The organism is Chitinophagaceae bacterium C216 (genome assembly GCA_028485475.2).
GTDB classification, from domain to species: domain Bacteria; phylum Bacteroidota; class Bacteroidia; order Chitinophagales; family Chitinophagaceae; genus Niabella; species Niabella composti.
This window is the reverse complement of record CP144143.1, coordinates 1,808,336-1,831,196: the sequence shown is the minus strand read 5'-3', so window position 1 is coordinate 1,831,196 and position 22,861 is coordinate 1,808,336. Positions and strand designations below refer to the sequence as shown.

Here is a 22,861-nt window from a genome sequence, read left to right as displayed (position 1 = left end):
ACCTATTTTTGAATGCTATATCACAAAATTCGCTATCTGATATGGGCGGTATGTATGACGAAAGGAGTACCCACGCTACGGGTCTTTTCGTTATCTTTGCAACCCTGTCAAATTGTCTGTTATTTATAATAACAGCACTGTTTTTGAAGGTGGATATTCATTTAAAATATTAATACATTATCATGTTTGGTTTTTTATCAAAGCTTTTTGGTGGGAGCAAGTCAGAAAAAGACGTTAAAAAGCTTCTGCCTGTTGTAGAGAAAATAAATAACTATTTCCAGCAATATCAATCGTTAACCAATGATGAACTTCGAGGTAAAACTCAGGAGTTCAGACAGCGCATTAAAGCACACTTAAGCGAGATAGATAAAAAGCAGGAAGCACTGAATGCCGAGGCCGAAGCACTTTCGCACGATAAGCTTGTTGAAAAAGATAAGATTTACAAACAGGTGGATGAGCTGAAGAAAGAGCGCGATAAGGAAATTGAAAAAATTCTGGACGAATTACTACCCGAGGCTTTTGCGGTAGTAAAAGAAACCGCCAGAAGATTTAAAGAAAATGAGCAGATTGTAGCTACAGCCACCGACCTAGACCGAGAGTTAAGTGTAAAAAGCGATTACATCACTATCGACGGCGATAAAGCCATATATAGCAACACCTGGACCGCAGCCGGTGGGAAAATCACCTGGAACATGGTGCACTATGATGTGCAGCTGATTGGTGGTGCCGTATTGCACAGCGGGAAAATTGCTGAAATGGCAACCGGGGAAGGTAAAACACTAGTATCTACCCTACCGGCGTATCTGAATGCACTCGCCGGCGAAGGAGTGCACATCGTAACAGTGAACGATTATTTGGCCCGTCGTGACCAAGAGTGGAACGGTCCTATTTTTGAATGGCTAGGACTGCGTGTGGATTGTATCGACAAACATCAACCCAATACACCGGCAAGACGCAATGCTTATTTGGCCGACATTACTTACGGAACCAATAACGAATTCGGCTTCGACTATCTACGCGACAACATGGTGCATACTGCCGACGAGATTGTGCAGCGCAAGCACCATTACGCTATGGTGGATGAGGTGGATAGCGTATTAATTGACGATGCTCGTACACCCTTAATCATAAGCGGTCCTGTTGATAAAGGCGATGAACAGCAGTACCATCTACTGAAACCCCGGGTAGAACAACTTTATCGCGAACAGGAACGTATTGTAAGAAATTCGCTGAACGAAGCAAAAAGGTTAATTGAAAAAGGCGAAGACGATCCTAAAACAGGAGGCCTATACTTGTACAGAGCCTTCCGCGGATTACCCAAATACAATCCGCTGATTAAATATCTAAGCGAACCAGGTATTAAAGTAAAACTTCAAAAAGCCGAAAACTATTATCTACAAGATCAGGAACGCAATATGCATATCGTTGATTCGGAACTGCTTTTCCGTATTGACGAAAAAAATAGATCGGTAGACCTAACAGAAAAGGGGTTGGCAACCATTACCAGAGCTGGCGAAGACCCTAATTTCTTCGTATTGCCTGATATTGGCGCAATGCTGGCCGAAATAGAAAAAAGTGATGCCACTGCCGAAGAAAAACTTAAAAGAAAAGAACAAGTATTAAACGAGTATACCCTTAAAGCAGACCGTATACACGCTGTACAGCAATTGTTAAAAGCGTACGCCCTCTTCGAAAAAGATGTTGAGTACGTCATTATGGATGGCGCTATTAAGATCGTGGATGAACAAACCGGTCGTATTATGGAGGGGCGCCGATACAGTGATGGTCTGCACCAAGCACTTGAGGCTAAAGAAAACGTAAAGATCGAAGCGGCTACACAAACATATGCCACCATTACCCTGCAAAACTATTTCCGTATGTATCATAAGCTGGCTGGTATGACCGGTACTGCGGAAACTGAAGCAGCAGAACTGTGGAGCATTTACAAACTGGATGTGGTGACCATCCCAACACATCTTCCAGTCATTCGTGAGGATAAACAGGATTTAGTTTACAAAACCAAACGCGAGAAATATAAAGCCATTATAGACGAAATTGAGCGCTTAAGAAACAGTGGCCGCCCGGTACTAGTAGGTACCACTTCTGTGGAAACCAGTGAGCTGTTAAGCCGTATGCTACAACAGAAAAAAATTCCACACAATGTATTGAACGCAAAACAGCATGCAAGAGAAGCTGTAATTGTGGCGGAAGCAGGTCAGGCTGGAGCTGTAACTATTGCTACCAACATGGCCGGTCGGGGTACCGATATTAAGCTGGGCCCAGGCGTAAAAGAAGCCGGAGGGTTGGCAATCATTGGTACCGAAAGACACGAAAGCCGCCGGGTAGACCGACAGTTACGTGGGCGTGCCGGACGTCAGGGCGACCCCGGTAGTTCCCAATTCTACGTATCACTGGAAGACGACCTGATGCGTATGTTTGGTAGCGACCGTATCGCCAGTATGATGGATAAGCTGGGGTACAAAGAAGGAGACGTGATACAGCATAGTATGATCAGCAACTCCATTCAGCGTGCACAAAAGAAAGTAGAAGAAAACAACTTCGGAATACGTAAGCGTCTGTTGGAGTACGATGATGTAATGAACAAACAAAGAAATGCGATTTATGAAAAAAGAAATCATGCTTTGTTTGGAGAAAGACTTTCACTAGACATTGATAACGCTTTTGCCATCGTAGCCGAAAGTCTGGTTACATCGTTCAAAGAGCAGGAGGATTTCGAAGGCTTTAAATTAGCCTGTATCTTGAACTTTGGTATGGATACAACCATTACCGAAGATGAATTAAAAACCGGTGATATCCGTTCTTTATCAGACAAACTGTATGATGAAGCTATAAAACGCTACAACGAACACACAGAAAGTATTTGTCAAAAAGCCGTTCCTGTATTCCAAAATATACGTGCTACCCAAGGTAGTCATATAGAAAATGTAGTAGTACCGTTCTCAGATGGTAGAAAGGGTATTAATGTACTGGCACCTCTTGACAAAACCATCGAAACCAATGGTAGAGCGCTTATAGCAAGCATGGAAAAAACCATTACGCTTGCTGTAATTGATGAAGCATGGAAAGAGCATCTGCGCGCTATGGACGATCTTAAGCAAAGCGTGCAAACGGCATATCTGGAGCAGAAAGATCCGCTGGTAATTTACAAAATGGAAGCCTTCCAGTTGTTTAACAATATGGTGATGAACCTTAATAAAGACATCATCTCATTCTTAACACAGGCTTCATTACCCGAACAACAACAGGATACTGCTATCAAAGAAGGTCGTCAGGAAAAAACCGATCTCAGCAAATTAAGTGTTAATAAAGATGAGATTGATGCAGCAGGCGATGACTATGCGGCCAATGAGCGCGATTATTTTGACCCCACGGCCACACGCGTAAAACAGGAACCTATACGCGTAGGACCTAAAATCGGAAGAAACGATCCTTGTCCCTGTGGTAGTGGTAAAAAATACAAGCATTGTCATGGAAAAGGAGAGTGATCCTAATTTCAAAACGACATATAAAAAGAGGCGGTTTCACACCGCCTCTTTTATTTTTATCCTTTTGTTGTAGCTTTAGAAATATTGTTTACAAACCACCTTCTGAAAACAAAATAGCTTTAGCTTCTACATCTTCGTACTTATCGATTAACTGCAGCAATTGCTTTTTAAGTTGTGCTACCAGTTTTTTGTATTGTGGAAGATTGTACAAATTTTTCATTTCATATTGATCATTCCGCAAATCATAAAGCTCCCAACCTTCCACACGTTTGTAAAAACGAATGAGCTTGTATCTTCCGGTGCTAATACCAAAATGCGGCGATACAGCATGTTCTCCATTTTCGTAATAATGATAATACAGGGCCGCTCTTCCTTTTGCCTTGTTTTGAGTTACTAAAGGCAAGAAAGAAGCTCCTTGCATATCGGCAGGAATGGGAACACCGGCTGCTTCCAAAATAGTGGGTGCAATATCCACATTCATCACCAGATCATTATTGATACTACCAGGCTTTATTTTCCCGGGATAGCGCATCACCATAGGTGTACGGAATGACTCTTCATACATGAAACGTTTATCAAACCAACCATGCTCTCCCATATAAAACCCCTGATCGCTCATATAAATCACTATAGTATTGTCGCTTAGATTATGCTTATCTAAGTAGTCGAGTGCCCGTCCAATATTGCGATCAAGAGATGCCGCAGTGGACAAATAATCTTTCATATAACGCTGATACTTCCACTCGATAAGTTCCTTACCGGACAAATTCTTTTTCTTAAAATCTTCTCTTATAGGCGCGTAGTACCGGCTATAAGCAGCCCGTTGTGCTGCATTCATGCGCATAAAACTACGTTCTTTGTTCTCCTCCTCTTCACTATTAAAAATCTTAAGATCATATCCCAATCTTAAGTCTTTAGCTATGCTCATTTCCTGTACTGCAGCCGCCTTGCGGTTTTCGTACTGATCGTAAAATGTAGGAGGTAACGGGAAAGTAACATCGTCAAACATTCCAAGATCACAAGTGTCGGGCATCCAGGTACGATGTGTAGCCTTGTGACCAATCACCAAACAGAAAGGCTTAGAAGTATCGCGTTGGTTTAACCACTCCTCAGCAATATCCTGAGTAATATTGGTAGCATACCCTTCGATTCTTTTAGTACTACCATCCATCATAATAAAATCAGGATTGAAGTAACTCCCCTGCCCCGGCAATACTTGCCAATAAGAAATTCCTTCAGGATTGGTTTTAAGGTGCCATTTTCCAATCCATGCAGTCTGATATCCGGCTCTGGTTAACTCTTTTAAGAAATTATTCTGTGAACCATCGAAAGTAGAGTTCTCGTTATCCTTAAATCCATTTTTATGACTATACTTACCGGTGATAATTACTGCACGGCTAGGACCACAAATAGAGTTGGTTACATAAGCTCTATTAAATAGTACACCCTCTTTAGCAATTCTATCAATTGCGGGAGTTTGCATCAGCTTGCTCCCATAGGCACTTATTGTCTGAAAGGCATGATCATCGGAAATAATAATAACGATATTAGGACGCTTTTGTGCCACTGCGGCACATGCAGTTATTGCAAGCAATCCCACTAATAGTTCTTTAAGCTTGAACATTTTTATATTGAGTTTGATTTTCATTACTAACAACCTCCAATAAAGTTAAAACAATCTCAGTTTGCATTTTGCGTTATAGTAATTGATTCAGGAGGAAGATTGAATGTTGGATTAATAGTAACGGTAATGGAGCGCGACATACCTGTATTATTAGGTAAGATAGTCACAGGCAATTTATAATCTCCTGAACCGTAAATCTTATTGATAACGCACCAACCATTTGTACCCGCATTGATGACGATATTAACTGTCCCGCCATTTGCAGGAAAAGCAGCTGTATTATTTTCCAATGTGGCAGAAAATGGCGAAGGCTCGGGCTTTGGAGGCAGCTCGTCTTTTTTACAAGAAATAAATGAAATAAAAAATATAATGAATAATAAAGCAAATCGATTTTTTAGTATATAATTTCTTAACATTTTGAAATCATTTTATGACTAATAAATAATTACCAATTGGGATTCTGAGTCCACTTATAGCCAGTTAACTGTAGCATACGTTGCTGAATAGGTAACAAATAATCTCTATTTAAATTGAATCCATAACCATTCGGCAACACATTTCGCAAAGGATCTAAATAACGTCTACTATCGGAATTAATACCCGTTAACAAAGGCTGATAGGATGTTGGATAATGAGCGCTCATATTACTACCAATGTATAAGGCTCCAATAGGTCGCTGACCTTTAATTAATATATCTGCAGCAGCCCATCGCATAATATCATCTAAACGAAAACCTTCAGCAGCTAGTTCCACCCTCCTTTCTCTTCTTACTGCCTGAAGTACAGGGCTTAGATCACGAAAAGGGTAATTAGGATCGGTATTATACTCCCTTGCCAAATCCACAGGAGGCATTCCCACACGATCACGTAATGGTTTAAGTGCCGCGGTAATAAGAGTAGGATCACCTCCTAATTCAGCCATAGCCTCTGCATAATTTAATAATACTTCGGCATAGCGAAATGCAATAGCTGGGGCCTGACTATTATAATCATCAGCTACAGCTCTAGAATCATTGTACTCCAAAAATTTATATAGAGGGAAGCCTGTCGTGCTTCTGTTAAATCCAGTTTGATCTATTGGAGGAAAATCTGGCACCACAGCATCAGGACGTAAAGATTGCCCCGGAACAGCTACTGTTTGAAACAGGCGTGGATCTCTAATATCTGGTTTAAGTTCATTACCATAAATTTGCTGTGTTTGAAGCCTTTCATTTCCAAGAAAAGGGCGCCCATCTCTTGTCAAATAGTCATCTACCAGAGATTGAGTTATTCCCATATCTGCCCCTGCTGTAGAGAGATATTTACTAGTGCTATGTCCGATATTATCCCTTACACTATAGCGACGGAATAAAAGTACTTCTGGGTTGGTAGATAAGTCTGTAGTAATAAACATTGTTTTATAATCCTCTAAGGGATTGCCTGTGGTATAAACCTGCCATCTTCCACTGCTCATCACCGCATAAGCTGCATCTCTAGCTTGCTCTAAATAATTTTGGATTTTAGCATCAGTAATCCCATTTGTAAAAAATGGATCATTTTTTGCCTTATGGTATTTTTGCCATGTCCCTTCATAAAGGGCAACTCTTGATTTTAACGCTAAGGCAACATCTTTATGCACACGCATTGTTGCACTACTAGAAACAGCTGGCAATAATTCCGCCGCTATATCTAGATCTGTTAAAATAGAGTCTACAACCAGTGTTCTAGGATCACGTGGCACTTGCATAAAAGAAGTATCTGCAGAAAGGACTTTATTCACCCAAGTAAGATCACCATAATTCTTTAGCATGTTGAAATACGTAATTGCTCTAAAAAATCTGGCCTCACCTACATATTGATTAATTAGGTTTCTATCACCTGTAGCATTATGATAATTTTCTAAAAAATAGTTTATACTTCTTATAGTAGAATATCCACTTAAAGGACTTGCATTACTTAAGGACAAAGTACCATTCATTCTATTATTAACAGAAGAAAAAGTCATATTATCGGTACCGGCATCGTTAAATGCAATACCAGCCCCGCCCACAGTAACTGGGTGAGAGGGAAAACTAGTTTCATAAAACTGATTAAGAAATAAACGCATTTCATTAGTAGTCGCCAGTGGATTGTCAGAACTTAATACATCTTGTGGCTGACGATTCAAGAAATCCTTATTACATGCAGTTAGACTTAGACTACATATAATAATAATGAATATAGAAATTTTAATTTTAGAACTCATTGCGCTGATTTTTGACTGTTTATATTATAAACCGATGTTTATACCTAAGGAATAAACCTGTGTAAGAGGATAAATTTTGCCGGTGGTAGTTCCTCCTACCCCAACCAAAGTTTCAGGATCGAAAATCTTAGTAAGTTTGGTAAACGTAAGCAGGTTTTCACCCGAAACATAGAGATGAACCTTGCTTAATTTAATGCGTTGTATGACCTCTCGAGGTAGACTATAACCTATAGTTGCATTCTTTAATCTCACATAAGCCGCATTTTGCAGATATCTATCACTCACTTGCTGTGTCTTATTAACAAAAGAACCAATAGAGCCTACAGGAGCAGAATAAGGATTGGGATAATAAGCATTTGGATTCTCAGGAGTCCAATAGTCTAAATGTTGTGAAAATACGGTAACCTGTGCCAAAGCTCCCGAACCCCAAAAATACACATCTCCTACACCGGGGGCATAATGACGCTTCCCTATGCCTTGAAACATAATAGAGAGAGACAACCCCTTCCACTCAATATTGCCTGTAAAAGAATAAGCATACCGAGGAGAGGTATTACCAATAATGGTTAAGTCCCCCATATCTCCCAATCGGTTATTACCCCGATCAATCTTACCATCATTATTTAAATCCACATAACGTACATCGCCAGGTTTCCATGCTACAGGGCTGATGTAGGAATGATCCAGTTGATTAAACGCATCTGCTTCCTCCTGAGTTTGAATCAAACCACTTGCTCGATACCCCCAAATTTCACCAACCTTTTTACCTACATACCACGATCCAGCAGGATCAGTGAAAGTGGGATTCTCATACTTGGTGATAACAGTTACGTTATCAGAAATCACACCTGTGATAGAGTAATTAATATCATTACCTATTCTGTTACGATAAGCCAACATTAATTCCCAACCATTAGTACGAAGATTTGCATTATTGCTTGCAGGAACAGCCCCCCCCCCCAAACAAATCGGCAATATCAAAAGTTGGACCAAGCATATCCCTCGTCTCTCGCTGATAAATATCCAAAGAACCGGAAAGCTTGTAAGCAAAAAGATCAAAATCTAACCCAATATTTTTAGTCAACACTTTTTCCCAGGTAGTACTTTGATTAAAGGGAGCCGGTGCATAAATTATAGCCTCTCTTCCGTTCTGAAAAAACCATGAAGGACCTGAACCATTGGTACCAAGAACTGAAATACCCATAGTTTGAATATATGAATATAGACCAGCCCCGGATTGGTTCCCCAACATACCATACGAACCACGTATTTTTAGATTATTTACGAACGTGACATTCTTCATAAAGTTCTCCTTAGCGATGTTGTACCCCACAGACATCGATGGAAAGAATCCCCATCTATTGTTAGGAGAAAAACGAGAAGAACCATCATAACGGCCATTGAGCTCTATCAGATATTTTTCTCTAAAGTTGTAGCTCAATCTTCCAAAATACCCTCTCGTAGCCCATTCATTACGTGATTCTTTAGTAGTAGGTGTAGTAGTAGTTAATGATATCCCCGGACGATTAAAACTAATTAAATCTTGAGCGGAAGAAGTTAAAGAGCGAAATTGATTCAACTCTTGCTGAAATCCGGCCATAATGCCGAAATTATGTTTCCTATCGATGGAATAATTATAAGATGTGTAAATATTCGGAGATATGTAAATATTATTATTTTCCTCTCTAGAATAACTACCTCCAATAGGAATAGCAAATTCTGATCGGTTTACCAACTTAGGAGTACCGTCAATTCCATACACTACACCAGGGATTAACAAAGTCTCAATCTGACCATCTTTCTTTAGAATATTAAAATCAGCTATTATTTTCCAGTTTTTTAGAGGTTCTATTTCCACACCTGGCAATAAGGCTAGGGTAAAATTTTTATTAGTATACTTAGATCCCGATTGAAAATAAGGTACACTAGAAATCTCGTTATAATTTCCATTAAGATCATAAGGCGAAATATTGGGTCTCATTCTCGCCAAATTATGCATAAACAAAGACTCAAAAGTTCCATTGATACTAAAGGGAGCAGTATATTTATCATTAGTGACTTTGGTATTTAGTTTAAACTTTAACCAATCTGTAAGTTGTGTAATAATGGTACTATTAAAGTTTAACCTATTATAATCCATGTCAGCAAAACGCAGAAGACCTGCTTCATCATAATATCCCCCGGAGACAAAATATTGGGTAATTTTATTACCACCACTTAAGCTCAAATTATGCGCTTGGCGATGTGACCAAGGTTTGTAATGAAACTTAAACCAGTTAGTATTTGCTACCCCATTAGCTGTATTTTCCCAATTAGACAAATAATTATCATTTGCTTCTGGGAAAATATTTATGCCTTTAGGATTTTCAACATATCTTTTCAACAATTCCAGCTTTTCATCTGAATATTGCTTACTGCCTTGTGCATTAAATGTTGCTGCATTAAAATATTTTGCAAACTCATACGAGTTCCATATCAGGCAGTTTTACGGGCCGTGTAAAACCGTAATCGCCCGAATAGTTGAGCATAATCCGATCAGCTTTTCCTTTTTTGGTGGTTATTAATATAACACCATAAGGAGCACGAGCTCCATATACAGCAGAAGCTGCTGCATCCTTTAATACAGAAATAGATTCAATATCATTCGGATTAATCTCCGAAAGGTCCATTGGCATGCCATCGACTAAAACAAACGGGCCATCTCCGCCTGCCAGATTTCCCGCCCCACGAATATTCAGGTTAAAGCTCTGTCCAGGTTTCGTACTAGTCCCTACGGAGATATTCAAACCCGGAACCAAACCTTGCAAACTCTGCGTAGCATTTAATACAGGACGTGTTTCAATATCCGCACCCTTGATTACAGATACAGCGCCTGTAAGATTTACTTTTTTCTGGGTACCATAACCAACTACAACCACTTCCCCTAGCTCTGATTGCAGCAGCCTCATCCTTATTAATAATAAACTGTTTTCATTATTTGACACTAGATAGTTCTTCAAAGAATCCCTTTGATATCCTACATGTTCAAAATACAAATTGTAGCGCTGGCCAGGATGTAAGTTAGGAATGGAAAAAATGCCAGAAGAATCTGTCAACAACATTCGTTGCTGACCAGTAGTTATATTTTCCACTATAACTGTTACAGAAGAAAGACTTTCCCCTGACTCTGAAAGAATTTTTCCGTTTACGGTTTTCTGTGCTGAGACGCCAAGAAAAGCAAAACAGGAAAGGAACAAAAGCAATAAATGTTTGAGAGGTCTTAGCATATTTACTTATTTTATTGGTTGCACGATTGCATTTGGATTGCCTGAAAACATAAAAACATGTATTTTTATTAATTACGCTTTAAGTATATGGTATCTTTATCTCTTTCATATACTAGCTTGTTTAAATCGCAGATAGCTCTTATTAAGGTTTCCAAAGAGTCATTGTAAAATATTTGCCCGGTAATAGAAGCATCATAAATGGAAGTATCTAAGGCAACGATCTTCACGTGATACCGCTTCTCAAGATTGATCAACACATTTTTAAGCTTGGGCCCCATTAATAACATCTTATCATTTGTCCAAACAATCGTATTCTGCTCCTCTATGAATGTTTGTCGATTTACATTAGTTTTTTTATACGCGCGCTCCTTATTTAATCTATCTTCTGCTATATGTACCGTCCCAAACGGTTTGTTTATATAACAACTTTGACCGGGCGTCAGAAATACTGTATCCATCCTGAACGAACTGTCTACCGAATGAATATATACTTTACCCTCTGTAAGCGTAACAGTTAAAACATCATTACTTATTTTTTGAACCCAAAACTGTGTTCCAATGGCCGTTGTACTAATACCATTTGCTATAACAGAAAACGGACTATCGGAATTTTTCCTTACACGAAACAATACATTGCCACTTGTAACATATACAGTTCTGTGTAAGATATAATCGGACTGAAAACTTATTGCAGCATCTTTATCCAATACCGCTACTGAGCTATCCGGTAAGAAATAATGGAGCATCCCCGTATTGGGATTGTTCACTACTATTGCTGTGGTGCCACCCTCTACTGGCCTCTCATTAATAACTTTCCTCCAAATAATCGCTCCGATTATCAATCCTCCTACAATACAGGCAGCAGCTAACCATCTAATTGTAGAAATAAAAAGTCTTTTTCTGGCAAACACCCTATTTAGCCCCTTAATCTTCTCTTCATAGGGTCGCTCCACTATCTCATAAGGATCCACATCTTCCATCAATCTGATTGCATCTAGTGCCTCTGGATGTGTACTGAGATAAGCGTGAACCTCATCGGCATCGGGTGGCATACTTCGATTTGCAAGAAAATCCTCAATCTTGTGTTGGTCAGGAGAATTACCCATCAATTATATTGTACGTTTAAAAAATAAAAATCCCCTACCGGTACGATTTTTTTTAAGCACTATGAGATAGTACGGTCAAAATGGCTATCCAACACAAATTTTTACGAAGTTGTTTCAAGGCTTTCTGAATATGAGCATCGACGGTTTTTACAGAAATACCCAAACTTTCAGCTATTTCTTTCTGTGAAAAGCCTTCTATATAAGCTAGGGTAAATACTTTTTTGCGAACGGGAGGCAACTTCTGAATAGCTAATTTTAGGGTATCGGAGAGCTCAATTTTAGAAGTAGGATTTTCCGGTATTACATATTCCTTTAACTGCGCTATTAATTTACGCTGATGTGCTTCTTTTCTCAACCAATCAATAAAAACTTGCTTAGCTTTTCGATTCAGCTGCAAAATTGCAGAAAGTTCAAAGGAATAGGAATGACGGTATTGCCAGAGTTTGATAAAAGTAAGCTGTGTAAGTTCTTGAGCAATAATATCAGACCCGGTTCTTTTCAAAAAAGCAGTATATAGTCTGTCGTAGTTTTCAAAATAAATTGTCTCAAAATATGCCTGATCGAATTCGCTCATTAGAAAAAAAGTTTTCTAACAGTTCATTATGCCATGTACAACATAATACACAAAATTTTCCAAAAGCGATTTTCAACAAAAAACTACCTTTTCTACGAACACAATGAAAAAGCTTGTGTGATAAAATTAAAAGCATCTAAAGATTGGAGGTAAAAGAAGTTGAAAAATAAAAAAAGCCTCTCATCGAGAGGCTTTTAGTGCCCCAGGCGGGACTTGAACCCGCACAGCCATTGCTGGCCACAGGATTTTAAGTCCTGCGTGTCTACCAATTCCACCACCAGGGCTGACGTGTAGAACCGTCAAAAAAAATCCTCTCGTTAAGGAGAGGATATCTGAAGAGCGGAAGACCGGGCTCGAACCGGCCACCCCAACCTTGGCAAGGTTGTGCTCTACCAAATGAGCTACTTCCGCAAAAAGAACTTTTTTATTGATGCCCCCTGCTTGTCGAAGGGGATGCAAAAATAAGAGTTTATTAATTTCTTCCAAAAAAAATTCCGAAAAAATTATTTGTATTTCGGTGTATACAAAGAGCTTTCTTGAACGTGTACTTGAGGCTTTTCAAACTTTTTAGTGTACAGTCTGTAACAACCTCCCCAGGTCATTAAAAAGAAACATGCAATACTCAAATAAAAGATGTATGCAGAAGATCTTACCCAGCTTTGAGCAAAATCATTCTTCTCATATCTTTTTAAACTTTCTTGGTATTCCTGCTCTTTTAATTCTTCAATATCTAACTGTTTCATGTATTACGGTTATTGTTTTGCAAAAATAGTGTAAACGTCGCTAATAACCATCACTATCGGCACAGCATTTTTTACAATCGGCCGGCAAGATAGTAAAATTCGTCATTTCACTCCTCTACCAATTCCGAAAACTTTTTCTTTCCTTTTACAAAATGGAGCCACACAATATTTTTTCTGAGATAACCATACAAATCGCCTTTTCTATATTTGGGGAAAACACTCTTTTTACGATCAGCCACTATCCATTTTATAAAAGATAGATGTGCACTGCATACGGCTATAAAGTACCCTCCGTCGCCCCTCAATAGATTTTTCAGGGCCGATACAAAGTCCAGCACAGAACGTACCGCCAGAACATACCATTTCCGCAAGCCATGCATATTTTTATACAACATGATATTATTGTTGCGGAAATTCAGATACGTTTTCAAAGAATTGCCTTTGGGCAATGTGCCTCCTCCTACATGATACACAACCGATGCCGGACAACTGGATATTTTATACCCCAAAAGTTGAATGCGCCAGCACAAATCGATTTCCTCTTGATGAGCAAAAAAATAATTATCAAATCCGCCCGCCTCATGAAATACTTTGGCACGGATAAATAAAGCCGCCCCACTGGCCCAAAATATATACCTAGGCTGATCATATTGCCCATAATCTTCTTCCGAAACATCAAAGATCCTTCCCATAGCAAAAGGATAGCCGTAATGATCCAACCAACCACCGGCTGCACCCGCATATTCAAAATACTGGGGATGCGTAAATGCCCGCAGCTTGGGTTGGCATGCCGCTAGAGAAGTATCCTTTTCCAGCAGCGCTACCATGGGTTCAATCCAGCCCGGCTCCACTTTAACATCGGAGTTTAGCAAAATGTAATAATCCGCCTCAACCTGCTGCAAAGCCAGGTTATAGCCCTTTGCAAATCCATAATTCTCGCTCAGCTGAATTATTTCAATCTGCGGATAATACGTTTTTAGGAATGATACCGAATCATCAGTAGAATGGTTATCAGCCACAATAATCCGGTAGTTACTATATGTAGATACTACCAGATGGGGCAAAAAATCCTGCAGGTATTTTTTACCATTCCAGTTAAGGATAACTATTGCTACTGAGGGATGCATTACTGGCAAAAATAATAATGTAAACGAGGCAATACGAATCTTTTATCAAAAGTGGATGATATTTAACAATACGTGTTGAACCCGCTAGAAGATGGCGAGAGCGGCATTCTTTTTGTAATAAATACCTGAAAATTTAGCTATTTAAAGCAGTGGCTTTGGATTTGAACAAATAATATAGATGAATACAAGCAATCATGCCGTTGCTGATGATAATAGGCCATTTGTTTCCCAGCAAGATGCCATATATAACAAAAAATACACATGCAACACAGTTGAGGGAACGAATCGTCTTTACGTTATTAGGTACGAATGAAATTACCAAAAGTAAAGTAGCTATATAACCAATAAGCTCTATGGTATCCATGGTGATATTTTTAACATGAGTGTAAATTTGTATAAAACTTTAAATTCTACAGCTATAGAAAGGTAGGGATTTATTTTTACAAACCTTACTTTCAAAAACTATAAAACATGATGAAATTAGTTATTCTTTTTAGTGCATTACTGATGACGACACAACTTTATGCCCAGTCTACAGGCAGCATTAATATATACAAGGATCCACGCATCGATGTGCTACTTAAAAAGCAAGCAGAGGCCAACAATCTTTCTACACGTAACTCTGCCAAACGCAGAACGGCAAAGGGATATAGACTGCTCATCATCAGCAGCAATAATCGCAATGAAGCTATTGCCGCGCGTACAAAATTACTGACGCATTTTCCAGAATTAAAAGCCTATATGTGGTATCAGGCTCCTTACTACAAAGTGAAGGCTGGCAATTTTATTTCCCGCAACGATGCTCAGGCCTATCAGAAAAAACTGGCTTCTATATTTCCGGGCAATATTTTTATTATGAACGATACGGTAGAAGTAAAGCCTGAAGAAACCGAATCATCAGAATAGTTATACTTACCCGTCTTCTTTTATCCTGCTTACAAAAGCAACTGAGACCAGTGTACACTTTATCCTTCGTCGGATAATAATGACATGAAAATTTTCTGTACGTTTGTCAGATGATTGATAAAATAAAACTTCTTGCAAAACAATACGCTCCTGAATTTATTGACATCAGGCGTCATTTGCATGCACATCCTGAATTAAGCTATCAGGAATTTGAAACAGCTGCTTTTGTACAACAAAAATTAAGCGAATACAATATTCCTTTCGAAATAAAGGCACAAACCGGTGTCATAGGCCTCATCAAAGGTAAAAATCCGGATAAAAGAGTGATTGCACTTCGTGCCGATATGGATGCGCTGCCCATTACAGAGGCTAATGATGTCCCTTACAAATCGAAACACGAAGGCATCATGCACGCCTGTGGGCACGATGTACATACCACCTGTTTGTTGGGTGCCGCCAAAATCTTACAGGAATTAAAAGATGAATGGGAAGGCACGGTAAAACTCATCTTTCAGCCCGGGGAAGAGAAAAATCCGGGAGGTGCCAGCCTTTTAATCAACGAAGGCGTGTTAGAAAACCCCGCTCCTACTGCGATTTTCGGGCTACACGTACATCCCGGACTTCAAACAGGCAAAGTAAGCTTCAGAGCCGGGAAGGTCATGGCCAGTGCCGATGAGCTGTATTTTACCATAAAAGGTAAAGGAGGCCACGCAGCTTCACCACATCTGACGGTAGATCCTATTTTAATTGCTTCTCATCTGGTAATCGCACTACAGCAGATTATCAGTCGCAGAAAGAATCCTTTTACGCCTTCCGTTTTATCCATCACCGCCTTTAATGGAGGTACTACCACTAATGTTATTCCTTCCGAAGTAAAGCTGATGGGTACTTTCAGAGCTATGGATGAAAACTGGCGCTTTGAAGCGCACGATCTTATCAGAAAGACATCCGAAGATCTAGTAAAATCGATGGGCGGAGAACTGGATCTTCATATCGATGTTGGCTATCCTACCGTATACAATCACGAAGCGCTTACAGAGGCGGCTAGACAAAAAGCTGTAGCATTTATGGGCATCGATAAAGTAGAAGAAACTGAGATTCGCATGGGAGCTGAAGACTTCGGATACTATACACAAAAAATTCCCGGTTGTTTTTATCGCCTGGGAGTGATGCAAGATCCCAACAATATTCGCAACGTACATACTCCCGTATTTGATATAGACGAATCGGCTATTGAAATCGGCATGGGAATGATGGCCTGGTTGGGAGCTTCCGTGGAACAATGGTAATCAACCTTTGGATCCATTTTTGCATCTGTATTATAAAAGAAGATATGAAAGCGTTTTTTCTAGCCCTAGTTTGCTGTGGTGGGATGCATGCGATGGCGCAAACCACACCGGACACGCTGAAAAGTGCCAGAGATTATATAATTGAAAATGAGAACACACGCATTACCCGACCACCTATCACTAAGCCGGACCTCAAGAAAGTAGCGCCTTACGATAGTGCTGCTGCACCCGCCCCCGTAAAAAAAGAAAAGGCGAATAAATGTTGTTTGTTCTGTAATAAGAAGAAGAAAAAGTAAAATTTATTCTTCCCGCGTCAGCAACATATTATCCGTCATACGCTCCTTACGCAAGCGTTGTGAGTGCGGCGATGGAATAATGGACCGAGAAGGAACAATGAGATGAGAACTCCGCGGCACCTCTAGCCCATCAACTAACTTGATAGCCGCCGACAGACACTCCTCGCTTACATCTCCCCAAGGCCGATCTACAGCATCGTAAACAAGATACTCAGGAACAAATCCTTCATAAGGCACCGCTTCATCCTGGCCATTTTTAGTCATAAATGATACTGTCCAAAAAGTTACCTTCTTAAACAAATGAATCGGGAAAAAGCCTACCGGCTTACCCCTTGTAACATCATCTCCAATCAACACCAGTTTCTCGCCCAATTGCGGTTTAAGATTATTGATAAACAATTCACTAGAAGAGGCGGTTTCATTGCTTGTGATGATATATATTTTGTCCGTATTCAGCGAGGTCAAGGTATTGAATTTAATATTATTACTTGCATAATCCAGTGCAAATACCCGACTGGCGGGATATCGGGTTTTAAGAGCAGTATAATTCCCCGTCTGTAAATTACTATTGAAATGATAACGATACATGAGTTTGTTGTGCGCACTCAGAGGGGCCACATGATTGGTCAAATAATCCTGTGTTTCGGTATATCCTCCCCGATTATATCGCAAATCAATAACCACAGCGTCTAAATGCTGTGCTCGAAATGCATTAAATAAGGAATCAAGTTGGGCTTTACTGTCTGACAGACGATCAAAAAAATTGTACACCAGATAGCCTACTTTCTTACTTTTCGGAGTAGTAAATATACTAGCATACAACAATGAATTGGGCACAAAAGAAGTAATGCTTATGTTCACCTGTAGCGTATCTCCGTTGGGTTTCAAAAACTGTGCATTAACGGATTTTAAAGTCTCATAATATAGCATGTTATTGAGGATAGCCACTGCAGCTGCTGTATTCCCCATTGGAGTACCATCCACGCTAAGGAGCTTCATCCCTCTTTGAACGCCTTTTTTGCCTGCATCAGAATCGGGATACACATACGAGACATACCATCCTTCAAAGTTGGCGGCGATGGGCGCATCGGGGGTTCTGGTTTTCCAGGCCGGCTTTACATCAAACCCATAACTAGATTCAACCATTGCTGCTTTACTGCTGGCTCCATCTCCGCTATAGTTTTCGGCATAGCTATACCCTTTTGCCTTATCCCACTCGTTATAATTTCTAACTGCTCCGATCACGGCTTTGGCCGTATTTAAAGCTTCTGGCTTCAAATACTGTAAAGGGTTAAACATATCATAGGTTACGGAACCGATTTTATCCTGCCAATAGTAAATTTCCTTGGAGAATAGAAATACGGAATCCGCAATCAACTCATTTTCGTTTTTACTGGGCTGAGGAGTAGGATCTTCCGTATCGGGAGGAATAATTTCCGACTTTTTACAAGCAACCGCCGCCAAAAGCACACTAACAATAAGAATCCATCTTTTCATTTTCTATTTTTATGTGGAGGTACGGCATTCTACGAAGTTACAAATAGATTTAATTTTATCATACCTTGAAAACATTACTTAAAAGCCCCTATTTTAGCACCAGCATTTGTATTACATGATCAAGAAACAACAGATACGTTTACTAACCAATGGCAAAAAAAAGCCCCACATTCTGGTAATTGGCGACATCATGGCCGATCGCTATGTATGGGGAACAGCCAGCCGTATTTCGCCAGAGGCCCCGGTTCCCGTAGTAAATGTAAAAAACGAAACCATTACCTTGGGAGGTGCAGCCAATGTTGCCCAGAACCTTTACCGACTCAATGCTAAAGTGTCGATTTGTGGTGTTACTGGCAACGACGCTATATCAGCCATCGTGCATGAACAGCTGAAGAGAGAAAATGTAGACGTGCAGGCAATAGTAATGGATAATTCCCGCTCTACTACGCTTAAAACGCGTATTATGGCAGGCACCCATCAATTACTACGGATAGATAGAGAACATGTACACGACATAGCTCCGGAAGTAGAAGCCAAACTATTAAAAAAACTGGATGCTAAAATCAGAAAGGCCGATATAGTAATGCTCTCTGACTATAATAAAGGACTGCTAACATATAGCTTCACACAGAAGGTCATCGCCTTGTGCAACGAAGCCGGCAAAAAAGTGATGGTGGACCCCAAAGGACTGCATTACGAAAAATATACCGGCGCCTGGTTGATTAAGCCCAATAAAAGAGAACTGGCAGAAGCTACCGTAACCGAAAAGATACAAAGCGACCAGGAATTATTGAGCGCAGCACAAAAGCTGTTGAAAAAAACGAGAACACAATACTTGGTCGTAACCAAATCGGAAGAAGGTATTGCTCTTGTATCTAAAAAGAACTTTTGGAACTTTCCGGTAAAAGCCAAAGAAGTATTTGATGTAACCGGTGCCGGGGATACCGTATTTGCCTCACTGGGATATTTTATCGCTTTGGGAATAGATATTACACAGGCTTGCGAGCTAGCTAATTATGCTGCCGCGATTGCGGTAAGTAAAGTGGGCAGTGTGGCCGTTACCATAGAAGAAATTTTATCCTTACTGGACCATCATGAATAAAAACATACAGGATATTATCAACAGTAAGATTGTATCGTTGGAACAAGCACTGGCTTTGCGTCGGGAGTGGAAAGCACAGCAGAGAAAAGTGGTATTCACTAATGGGGTTTTTGACATACTACATGCCGGACATGTACAATCCCTAAGCAATGCCCGTACCGAGGGAGAGTGTCTTATTGTTGGGCTTAATAGTGATGCATCAGTAAAAAGACTAAAGGGTGAACAACGCCCGATTATCAGTCAGCAAGACAGAGCCACATTGTTGGCTGCTCTTTTCTTTGTGGATGCGGTGGTACTTTTTGAGGAAGACACTCCTATTAAGCTTATCACCACTTTACAACCTGATGTACTAGTAAAATCTGCCGATTATCAAATTGAAAATATTGTAGGAGCCAAAGAAGTAATAGCCAATGGTGGTGAAGTTAAAATCATGCCTTTTGTGGAAGGTTTGTCTACCACCACTATCATTGATAAGATTATAAAAAGTACTTCATCTCAACAATAACAACGTATCCTTGTCAATTCCTAAAAAAATATTAGTCATTCGCTTTAGTTCTTTGGGGGATGTCATCTACACCACCCCGGTAGTACGTTGTATCAAACAACAACTACCACACTGCGAGGTACATTTTATTACCAAGCCTGCCTTCAAATATATCTATGAAGGCAATCCTTATGTAGACAAACTACTCTTACTGAAAGAAAAACTGGGCGATACCATCAAAGAAATCAAAAGCGAGGGATATGATTGTATTATTGACCTGCACAGTAACCTGCGTACTCGTATCATTAAGCTGGCCACAGGAATTAAATCCTATACCTATAACAAACAAACAATACAAAAATGGCTCAGCCTAAAGCTTCGCAAGCAATTGGTGCCTCCGGTGCATCTGGTAGACCGTTATCTTAAAGCAGCTGCCCCCTTAGGTGTAGTCAACGATAATAGACCCATTGATTATTTTATCAAAAATCAGCACCACTTATCCGACTTACTTCCCCCAAGCCATCAGCAAGGATATGTAGCTTTTATCATTGGTGCCGCTCATTTCACTAAGCGGATGCCGAATGAAAAAATCGTATCACTGTGTAAAAAGCTCCCCTATCCAGTTGTACTGCTTGGCGGTAATGATGTAAAAGATAACGGAACGTTTGTGGCTGAATCATGTGGCCCCGGTGTATATAACGCATGTGGCAAAACCAACCTGGATGAATCTGTTTTTCTAGTATCGAAGGCCAATGTAATCATTGGTTTTGATACCGGACTCACTCATATTGCAGAGGCTTTTAATAAACCGATCGCATCCATCTGGGGAAGCACTGTTCCCGAATTGCTGGGTGTACAGCCTTACAAAATCGACCATTCATTGGTCGCCGGCGTAAAACTATCCTGTCGTCCCTGCTCTAAATATGGACTGGCGCAATGCCCGAAGGGACACTTCAATTGTATGCACCTCATTCAGGAAGACGCAATCGTATCGTTTTGTAAAAAGTATTTTAATCCTTACACTTCCTCGTAATTTAGATCCTTGTGGAATGTTTCTCTGGAAGTAATCACCGCCAGCGTACAGATTGCAAATACTATAATCGAAGTATAAATACCTCCTTTCACATATCCCACTCCGGGCAGATTTCTTAAAAACTGAAATAAAAGTAGCATTAGCGGTACGGTTCCTCTCACCATATTGGGGATGGTAGTTGCAGCAGTAGCTCTCAGATTGGTTCCAAATTGCTCGGCACCTACCGTTACGAAAACAGCCCAGAATCCTGCGGCAAATCCTAGGGCACCACAAATAGCATACATTACCGAAGCGCTACCGTTCCACAAAACGGTAAAATAAAGCACGAGGCAAATGGAAGCAAGGGCATAAAATACATACAAAGCCTTTTTTCGGCTTTTCAGCCACTGGCTTACTAGCCCGATGGTAACATCACCCAGAGCTAAACCTGCATAAGCAAACATGATGGCCTTGCCCGGGTCAATTTCCTCGGCAATACCAAACTCCTTACCAAATTCTCTGCTGAAAGTAATTAGCACGCCGATTACAAGCCAGGTAGGCACGCCAATCAGTATGCTTTGAATATAACGTACCAGACGATTGCCGTTATTGATGAGCATAATAAAATTTCCGCGCTGTACTGATTTTTCTTTCATATTCTTAAACATGGATGACTCCAGTACCGATACGCGCAGTAATAATAAAATCAACCCTAACCCTCCGCCTATAAAGTAACAGGTACGCCAGTGAAAGTTTTCTTTTATAAAAAAGGCAGCTACTGCTCCGGTGATACCAAATCCGGCAACAATCGAAGCGCCAATACCTCGTTTTTCCTTAGGCAGCGATTCTACTACTAGCGTTACTCCTGCGCCTAACTCACCCGCCAGCCCAATACCGGCAATAAATCTAATCCACTTATATTGATCTACTGTTTGTACAAAACCATTAGCAATATTAGCCAACGAGTACAAGAGTATCGACCCAAAGAGTACACTCGACCTACCTCTTTTATCTCCCAATACACCCCAGATAATACCACCTAACATCAGACCAAACATTTGCCAGGACAAAATACTTTCCCCATCCACAGTTATCTGTTCGGGTGTAAGACCTAATTCCTTAAGGCTCGGAACTCGTATGATACCAAATAACAAAAGATCATAAATATCTACAAAATACCCTAGTGCAGCAACAATTACAGTAATACTAAAAATAGAGGACGTTTTAGTTTGGTTTTGCATGTATCAATTTGTATTTTTCAAATGGCGTTTTCAAAAAACACTTCTAGTATTCAAAGTCAAAAGCAATCATGATTTGTTGAGAAAGTATTCTACCGCAAGTCTGTAACCATCTAAGCCAAGTCCGCAAATCGTTCCTACAGCTTTAGCACTTACGTGAGATAGCTTCCTGAATTCTTCCCGAGCATGTACATTGCTGATATGCACTTCTATAACCGGCACTTTTATGGCGGCAATACAATCTCCTATAGCTACCGAGGTATGGGTATAAGCGGCGGGGTTCAGAATAATACCATCCACTTCTCTTGCATATTGCTGTAAAGCATTTACCAGCTCCCCTTCTACATTACTCTGATAATATTGAAAAGAAACATCAGGATAGCGTTGCTTTAATTTCTCTAAAAATGATTCAAAACTATCCGAGCCGTAAATACCCGGCTCCCTTTCTCCCAACAGATTAAGATTGGGTCCATTAATAATGGCTATTTTCATTGTATAGCTAATTAAATAATTTGGGGGCTAATATATAGTAATTGCCCGAAGAATAATGTCACTATTTCGCAAACCTTGAAAGAAAAGCTCTAACCTTTCCACACCAATCCCAGATCCAACGATTAGCATCTCGTTTCTTTTCTCCACAATCTATACTGCAAGCCCGTAGAGAAAGCCACTTAAGCAGCCCTAAAGGCAACAATTTTCTTAAAAAAAGCAATATCTCATAAGCATACACATGCCCAAGTACTTCCGTTACTAATGAATCTATCTTAATCTTTAGGTCTTTCCCGTAGAAACTGCGATAATCATCCAACACCTGCCTACATAAACGATCCATATTGGCCACTCGCTTTCGAGCACAACGCCGTAGAG

The 22,861-nt window shown here is 40.1% G+C and carries 21 protein-coding genes and 2 tRNA genes; 7 read left to right on the top strand and 16 right to left on the bottom strand.

The window, feature by feature from the left end:
- Nucleotides 1–182: 182 nt before the first annotated feature.
- On the top strand, nucleotides 183–3,506 hold the full coding sequence (gene secA, locus PIECOFPK_RS07695; RefSeq protein ID WP_409965515.1) for a preprotein translocase subunit SecA: 3,324 nt from the start codon (nucleotides 183–185) through the stop codon (nucleotides 3,504–3,506).
- An 88-nt stretch (nucleotides 3,507–3,594) separates the two neighbouring features.
- Here secA and PIECOFPK_RS07690 read toward each other — a convergent pair whose 3' ends face one another.
- The 13 genes from PIECOFPK_RS07690 to PIECOFPK_RS07630 form a co-directional block, all read right to left on the bottom strand.
- On the bottom strand, nucleotides 3,595–5,130 hold the full coding sequence (locus PIECOFPK_RS07690) for a sulfatase (RefSeq protein WP_409965514.1): 1,536 nt from the start codon (nucleotides 5,128–5,130) through the stop codon (nucleotides 3,595–3,597).
- A 56-nt stretch (nucleotides 5,131–5,186) separates the two neighbouring features.
- Nucleotides 5,187–5,546, bottom strand: coding sequence for a BACON domain-containing protein (locus PIECOFPK_RS07685; protein ID WP_409965513.1), 360 nt, complete (start codon nucleotides 5,544–5,546; stop codon nucleotides 5,187–5,189).
- A 29-nt stretch (nucleotides 5,547–5,575) separates the two neighbouring features.
- Nucleotides 5,576–7,354: a RagB/SusD family nutrient uptake outer membrane protein gene (locus tag PIECOFPK_RS07680; RefSeq protein ID WP_409965512.1), complete on the bottom strand. Its 1,779-nt coding sequence runs from the start codon at nucleotides 7,352–7,354 to the stop codon at nucleotides 5,576–5,578.
- A gap of 24 nt (nucleotides 7,355–7,378) precedes the next feature.
- Nucleotides 7,379–8,329, bottom strand: a complete 951-nt coding sequence (locus PIECOFPK_RS07675; protein ID WP_409965511.1) for a hypothetical protein — start codon at nucleotides 8,327–8,329, stop codon at nucleotides 7,379–7,381.
- Entirely contained in the window at nucleotides 8,286–9,737 is a 1,452-nt protein-coding gene (locus tag PIECOFPK_RS07670; protein ID WP_409965510.1) for a hypothetical protein, read from the bottom strand. Before PIECOFPK_RS07670 ends, PIECOFPK_RS07675 begins: the two co-directional genes overlap by 44 nt.
- 76 nt (nucleotides 9,738–9,813) lie before the next feature.
- Nucleotides 9,814–10,620, bottom strand: a complete 807-nt coding sequence (locus tag PIECOFPK_RS07665) for a TonB-dependent receptor plug domain-containing protein (protein WP_409965509.1) — start codon at nucleotides 10,618–10,620, stop codon at nucleotides 9,814–9,816.
- Between the two features lie 68 nt (nucleotides 10,621–10,688).
- A complete protein-coding gene (locus PIECOFPK_RS07660) occupies nucleotides 10,689–11,726 on the bottom strand; it encodes a FecR family protein (RefSeq protein WP_409965508.1) in 1,038 nt (345 codons plus the stop codon).
- Nucleotides 11,727–11,778: 52 nt separating this feature from the next.
- The gene (locus tag PIECOFPK_RS07655; RefSeq protein WP_330974276.1) at nucleotides 11,779–12,300 is read right to left on the bottom strand and encodes an RNA polymerase sigma factor; all 522 of its coding nucleotides are present in this window, start codon (nucleotides 12,298–12,300) and stop codon (nucleotides 11,779–11,781) included.
- Between the two features lie 198 nt (nucleotides 12,301–12,498).
- A tRNA-Leu gene (locus tag PIECOFPK_RS07650) sits at nucleotides 12,499–12,584 on the bottom strand.
- Between the two features lie 54 nt (nucleotides 12,585–12,638).
- A tRNA-Gly gene (locus PIECOFPK_RS07645) sits at nucleotides 12,639–12,711 on the bottom strand.
- A 92-nt stretch (nucleotides 12,712–12,803) separates the two neighbouring features.
- Nucleotides 12,804–13,043 (bottom strand): hypothetical protein, encoded by a 240-nt coding sequence (locus tag PIECOFPK_RS07640; RefSeq protein WP_330974277.1) that lies wholly within the window; start codon nucleotides 13,041–13,043, stop codon nucleotides 12,804–12,806.
- Nucleotides 13,044–13,150: 107 nt separating this feature from the next.
- A complete protein-coding gene (locus tag PIECOFPK_RS07635; RefSeq protein WP_330974278.1) occupies nucleotides 13,151–14,170 on the bottom strand; it encodes a glycosyltransferase family 2 protein in 1,020 nt (339 codons plus the stop codon).
- Between the two features lie 133 nt (nucleotides 14,171–14,303).
- Nucleotides 14,304–14,534, bottom strand: a complete 231-nt coding sequence (locus PIECOFPK_RS07630; RefSeq protein WP_330974279.1) for a uroporphyrinogen decarboxylase — start codon at nucleotides 14,532–14,534, stop codon at nucleotides 14,304–14,306.
- A gap of 107 nt (nucleotides 14,535–14,641) precedes the next feature.
- Here PIECOFPK_RS07630 and PIECOFPK_RS07625 point away from each other — a divergent pair, with 107 nt between their 5' ends.
- The 3 genes from PIECOFPK_RS07625 (at nucleotide 14,642) to PIECOFPK_RS07615 (ending at nucleotide 16,661) form a co-directional block, all read left to right on the top strand.
- A complete protein-coding gene (locus PIECOFPK_RS07625; protein WP_330974280.1) occupies nucleotides 14,642–15,076 on the top strand; it encodes an SPOR domain-containing protein in 435 nt (144 codons plus the stop codon).
- 110 nt (nucleotides 15,077–15,186) lie between these two features.
- Nucleotides 15,187–16,365 carry a M20 family metallopeptidase gene (locus PIECOFPK_RS07620; protein WP_330974281.1) on the top strand — a complete coding sequence of 393 codons (1,179 nt, stop codon included), beginning with the start codon at nucleotides 15,187–15,189 and terminating at the stop codon, nucleotides 16,363–16,365.
- 44 nt (nucleotides 16,366–16,409) lie between these two features.
- Entirely contained in the window at nucleotides 16,410–16,661 is a 252-nt protein-coding gene (locus PIECOFPK_RS07615) for a hypothetical protein (RefSeq protein ID WP_330974282.1), read from the top strand.
- Nucleotides 16,662–16,664: 3 nt separating this feature from the next.
- On the opposite strand, the gene PIECOFPK_RS07610 is transcribed toward PIECOFPK_RS07615, so the two are convergent.
- Nucleotides 16,665–18,158, bottom strand: coding sequence for a S41 family peptidase (locus tag PIECOFPK_RS07610; RefSeq protein WP_409965507.1), 1,494 nt, complete (start codon nucleotides 18,156–18,158; stop codon nucleotides 16,665–16,667).
- A 115-nt stretch (nucleotides 18,159–18,273) separates the two neighbouring features.
- Here PIECOFPK_RS07610 and rfaE1 point away from each other — a divergent pair, with 115 nt between their 5' ends.
- Genes rfaE1 through PIECOFPK_RS07595 form a run of 3 tightly spaced genes read left to right on the top strand, consistent with a single transcriptional unit; the run spans nucleotide 18,274 to nucleotide 20,777 of the window.
- Nucleotides 18,274–19,260, top strand: coding sequence for a D-glycero-beta-D-manno-heptose-7-phosphate kinase (gene rfaE1 / locus PIECOFPK_RS07605; protein ID WP_409965506.1), 987 nt, complete (start codon nucleotides 18,274–18,276; stop codon nucleotides 19,258–19,260).
- Nucleotides 19,253–19,765 (top strand): D-glycero-beta-D-manno-heptose 1-phosphate adenylyltransferase, encoded by a 513-nt coding sequence (gene rfaE2, locus PIECOFPK_RS07600; protein ID WP_409965505.1) that lies wholly within the window; start codon nucleotides 19,253–19,255, stop codon nucleotides 19,763–19,765. The genes rfaE1 and rfaE2 overlap by 8 nt, the downstream gene beginning before the upstream one ends.
- Nucleotides 19,766–19,775: 10 nt before the next feature.
- The gene (locus PIECOFPK_RS07595; protein WP_330974286.1) at nucleotides 19,776–20,777 is read left to right on the top strand and encodes a glycosyltransferase family 9 protein; all 1,002 of its coding nucleotides are present in this window, start codon (nucleotides 19,776–19,778) and stop codon (nucleotides 20,775–20,777) included.
- Here PIECOFPK_RS07595 and PIECOFPK_RS07590 read toward each other — a convergent pair.
- Entirely contained in the window at nucleotides 20,762–21,997 is a 1,236-nt protein-coding gene (locus PIECOFPK_RS07590; RefSeq protein ID WP_409965504.1) for an MFS transporter, read from the bottom strand. The genes PIECOFPK_RS07595 and PIECOFPK_RS07590 overlap by 16 nt on opposite strands.
- Before the next feature lie 66 nt (nucleotides 21,998–22,063).
- Complete coding sequence (gene aroQ / locus PIECOFPK_RS07585) at nucleotides 22,064–22,486, bottom strand: type II 3-dehydroquinate dehydratase (RefSeq protein ID WP_330974288.1); 423 nt, start codon at nucleotides 22,484–22,486, stop codon at nucleotides 22,064–22,066.
- Between the last annotated feature and the right edge of the window lie 375 nt (nucleotides 22,487–22,861).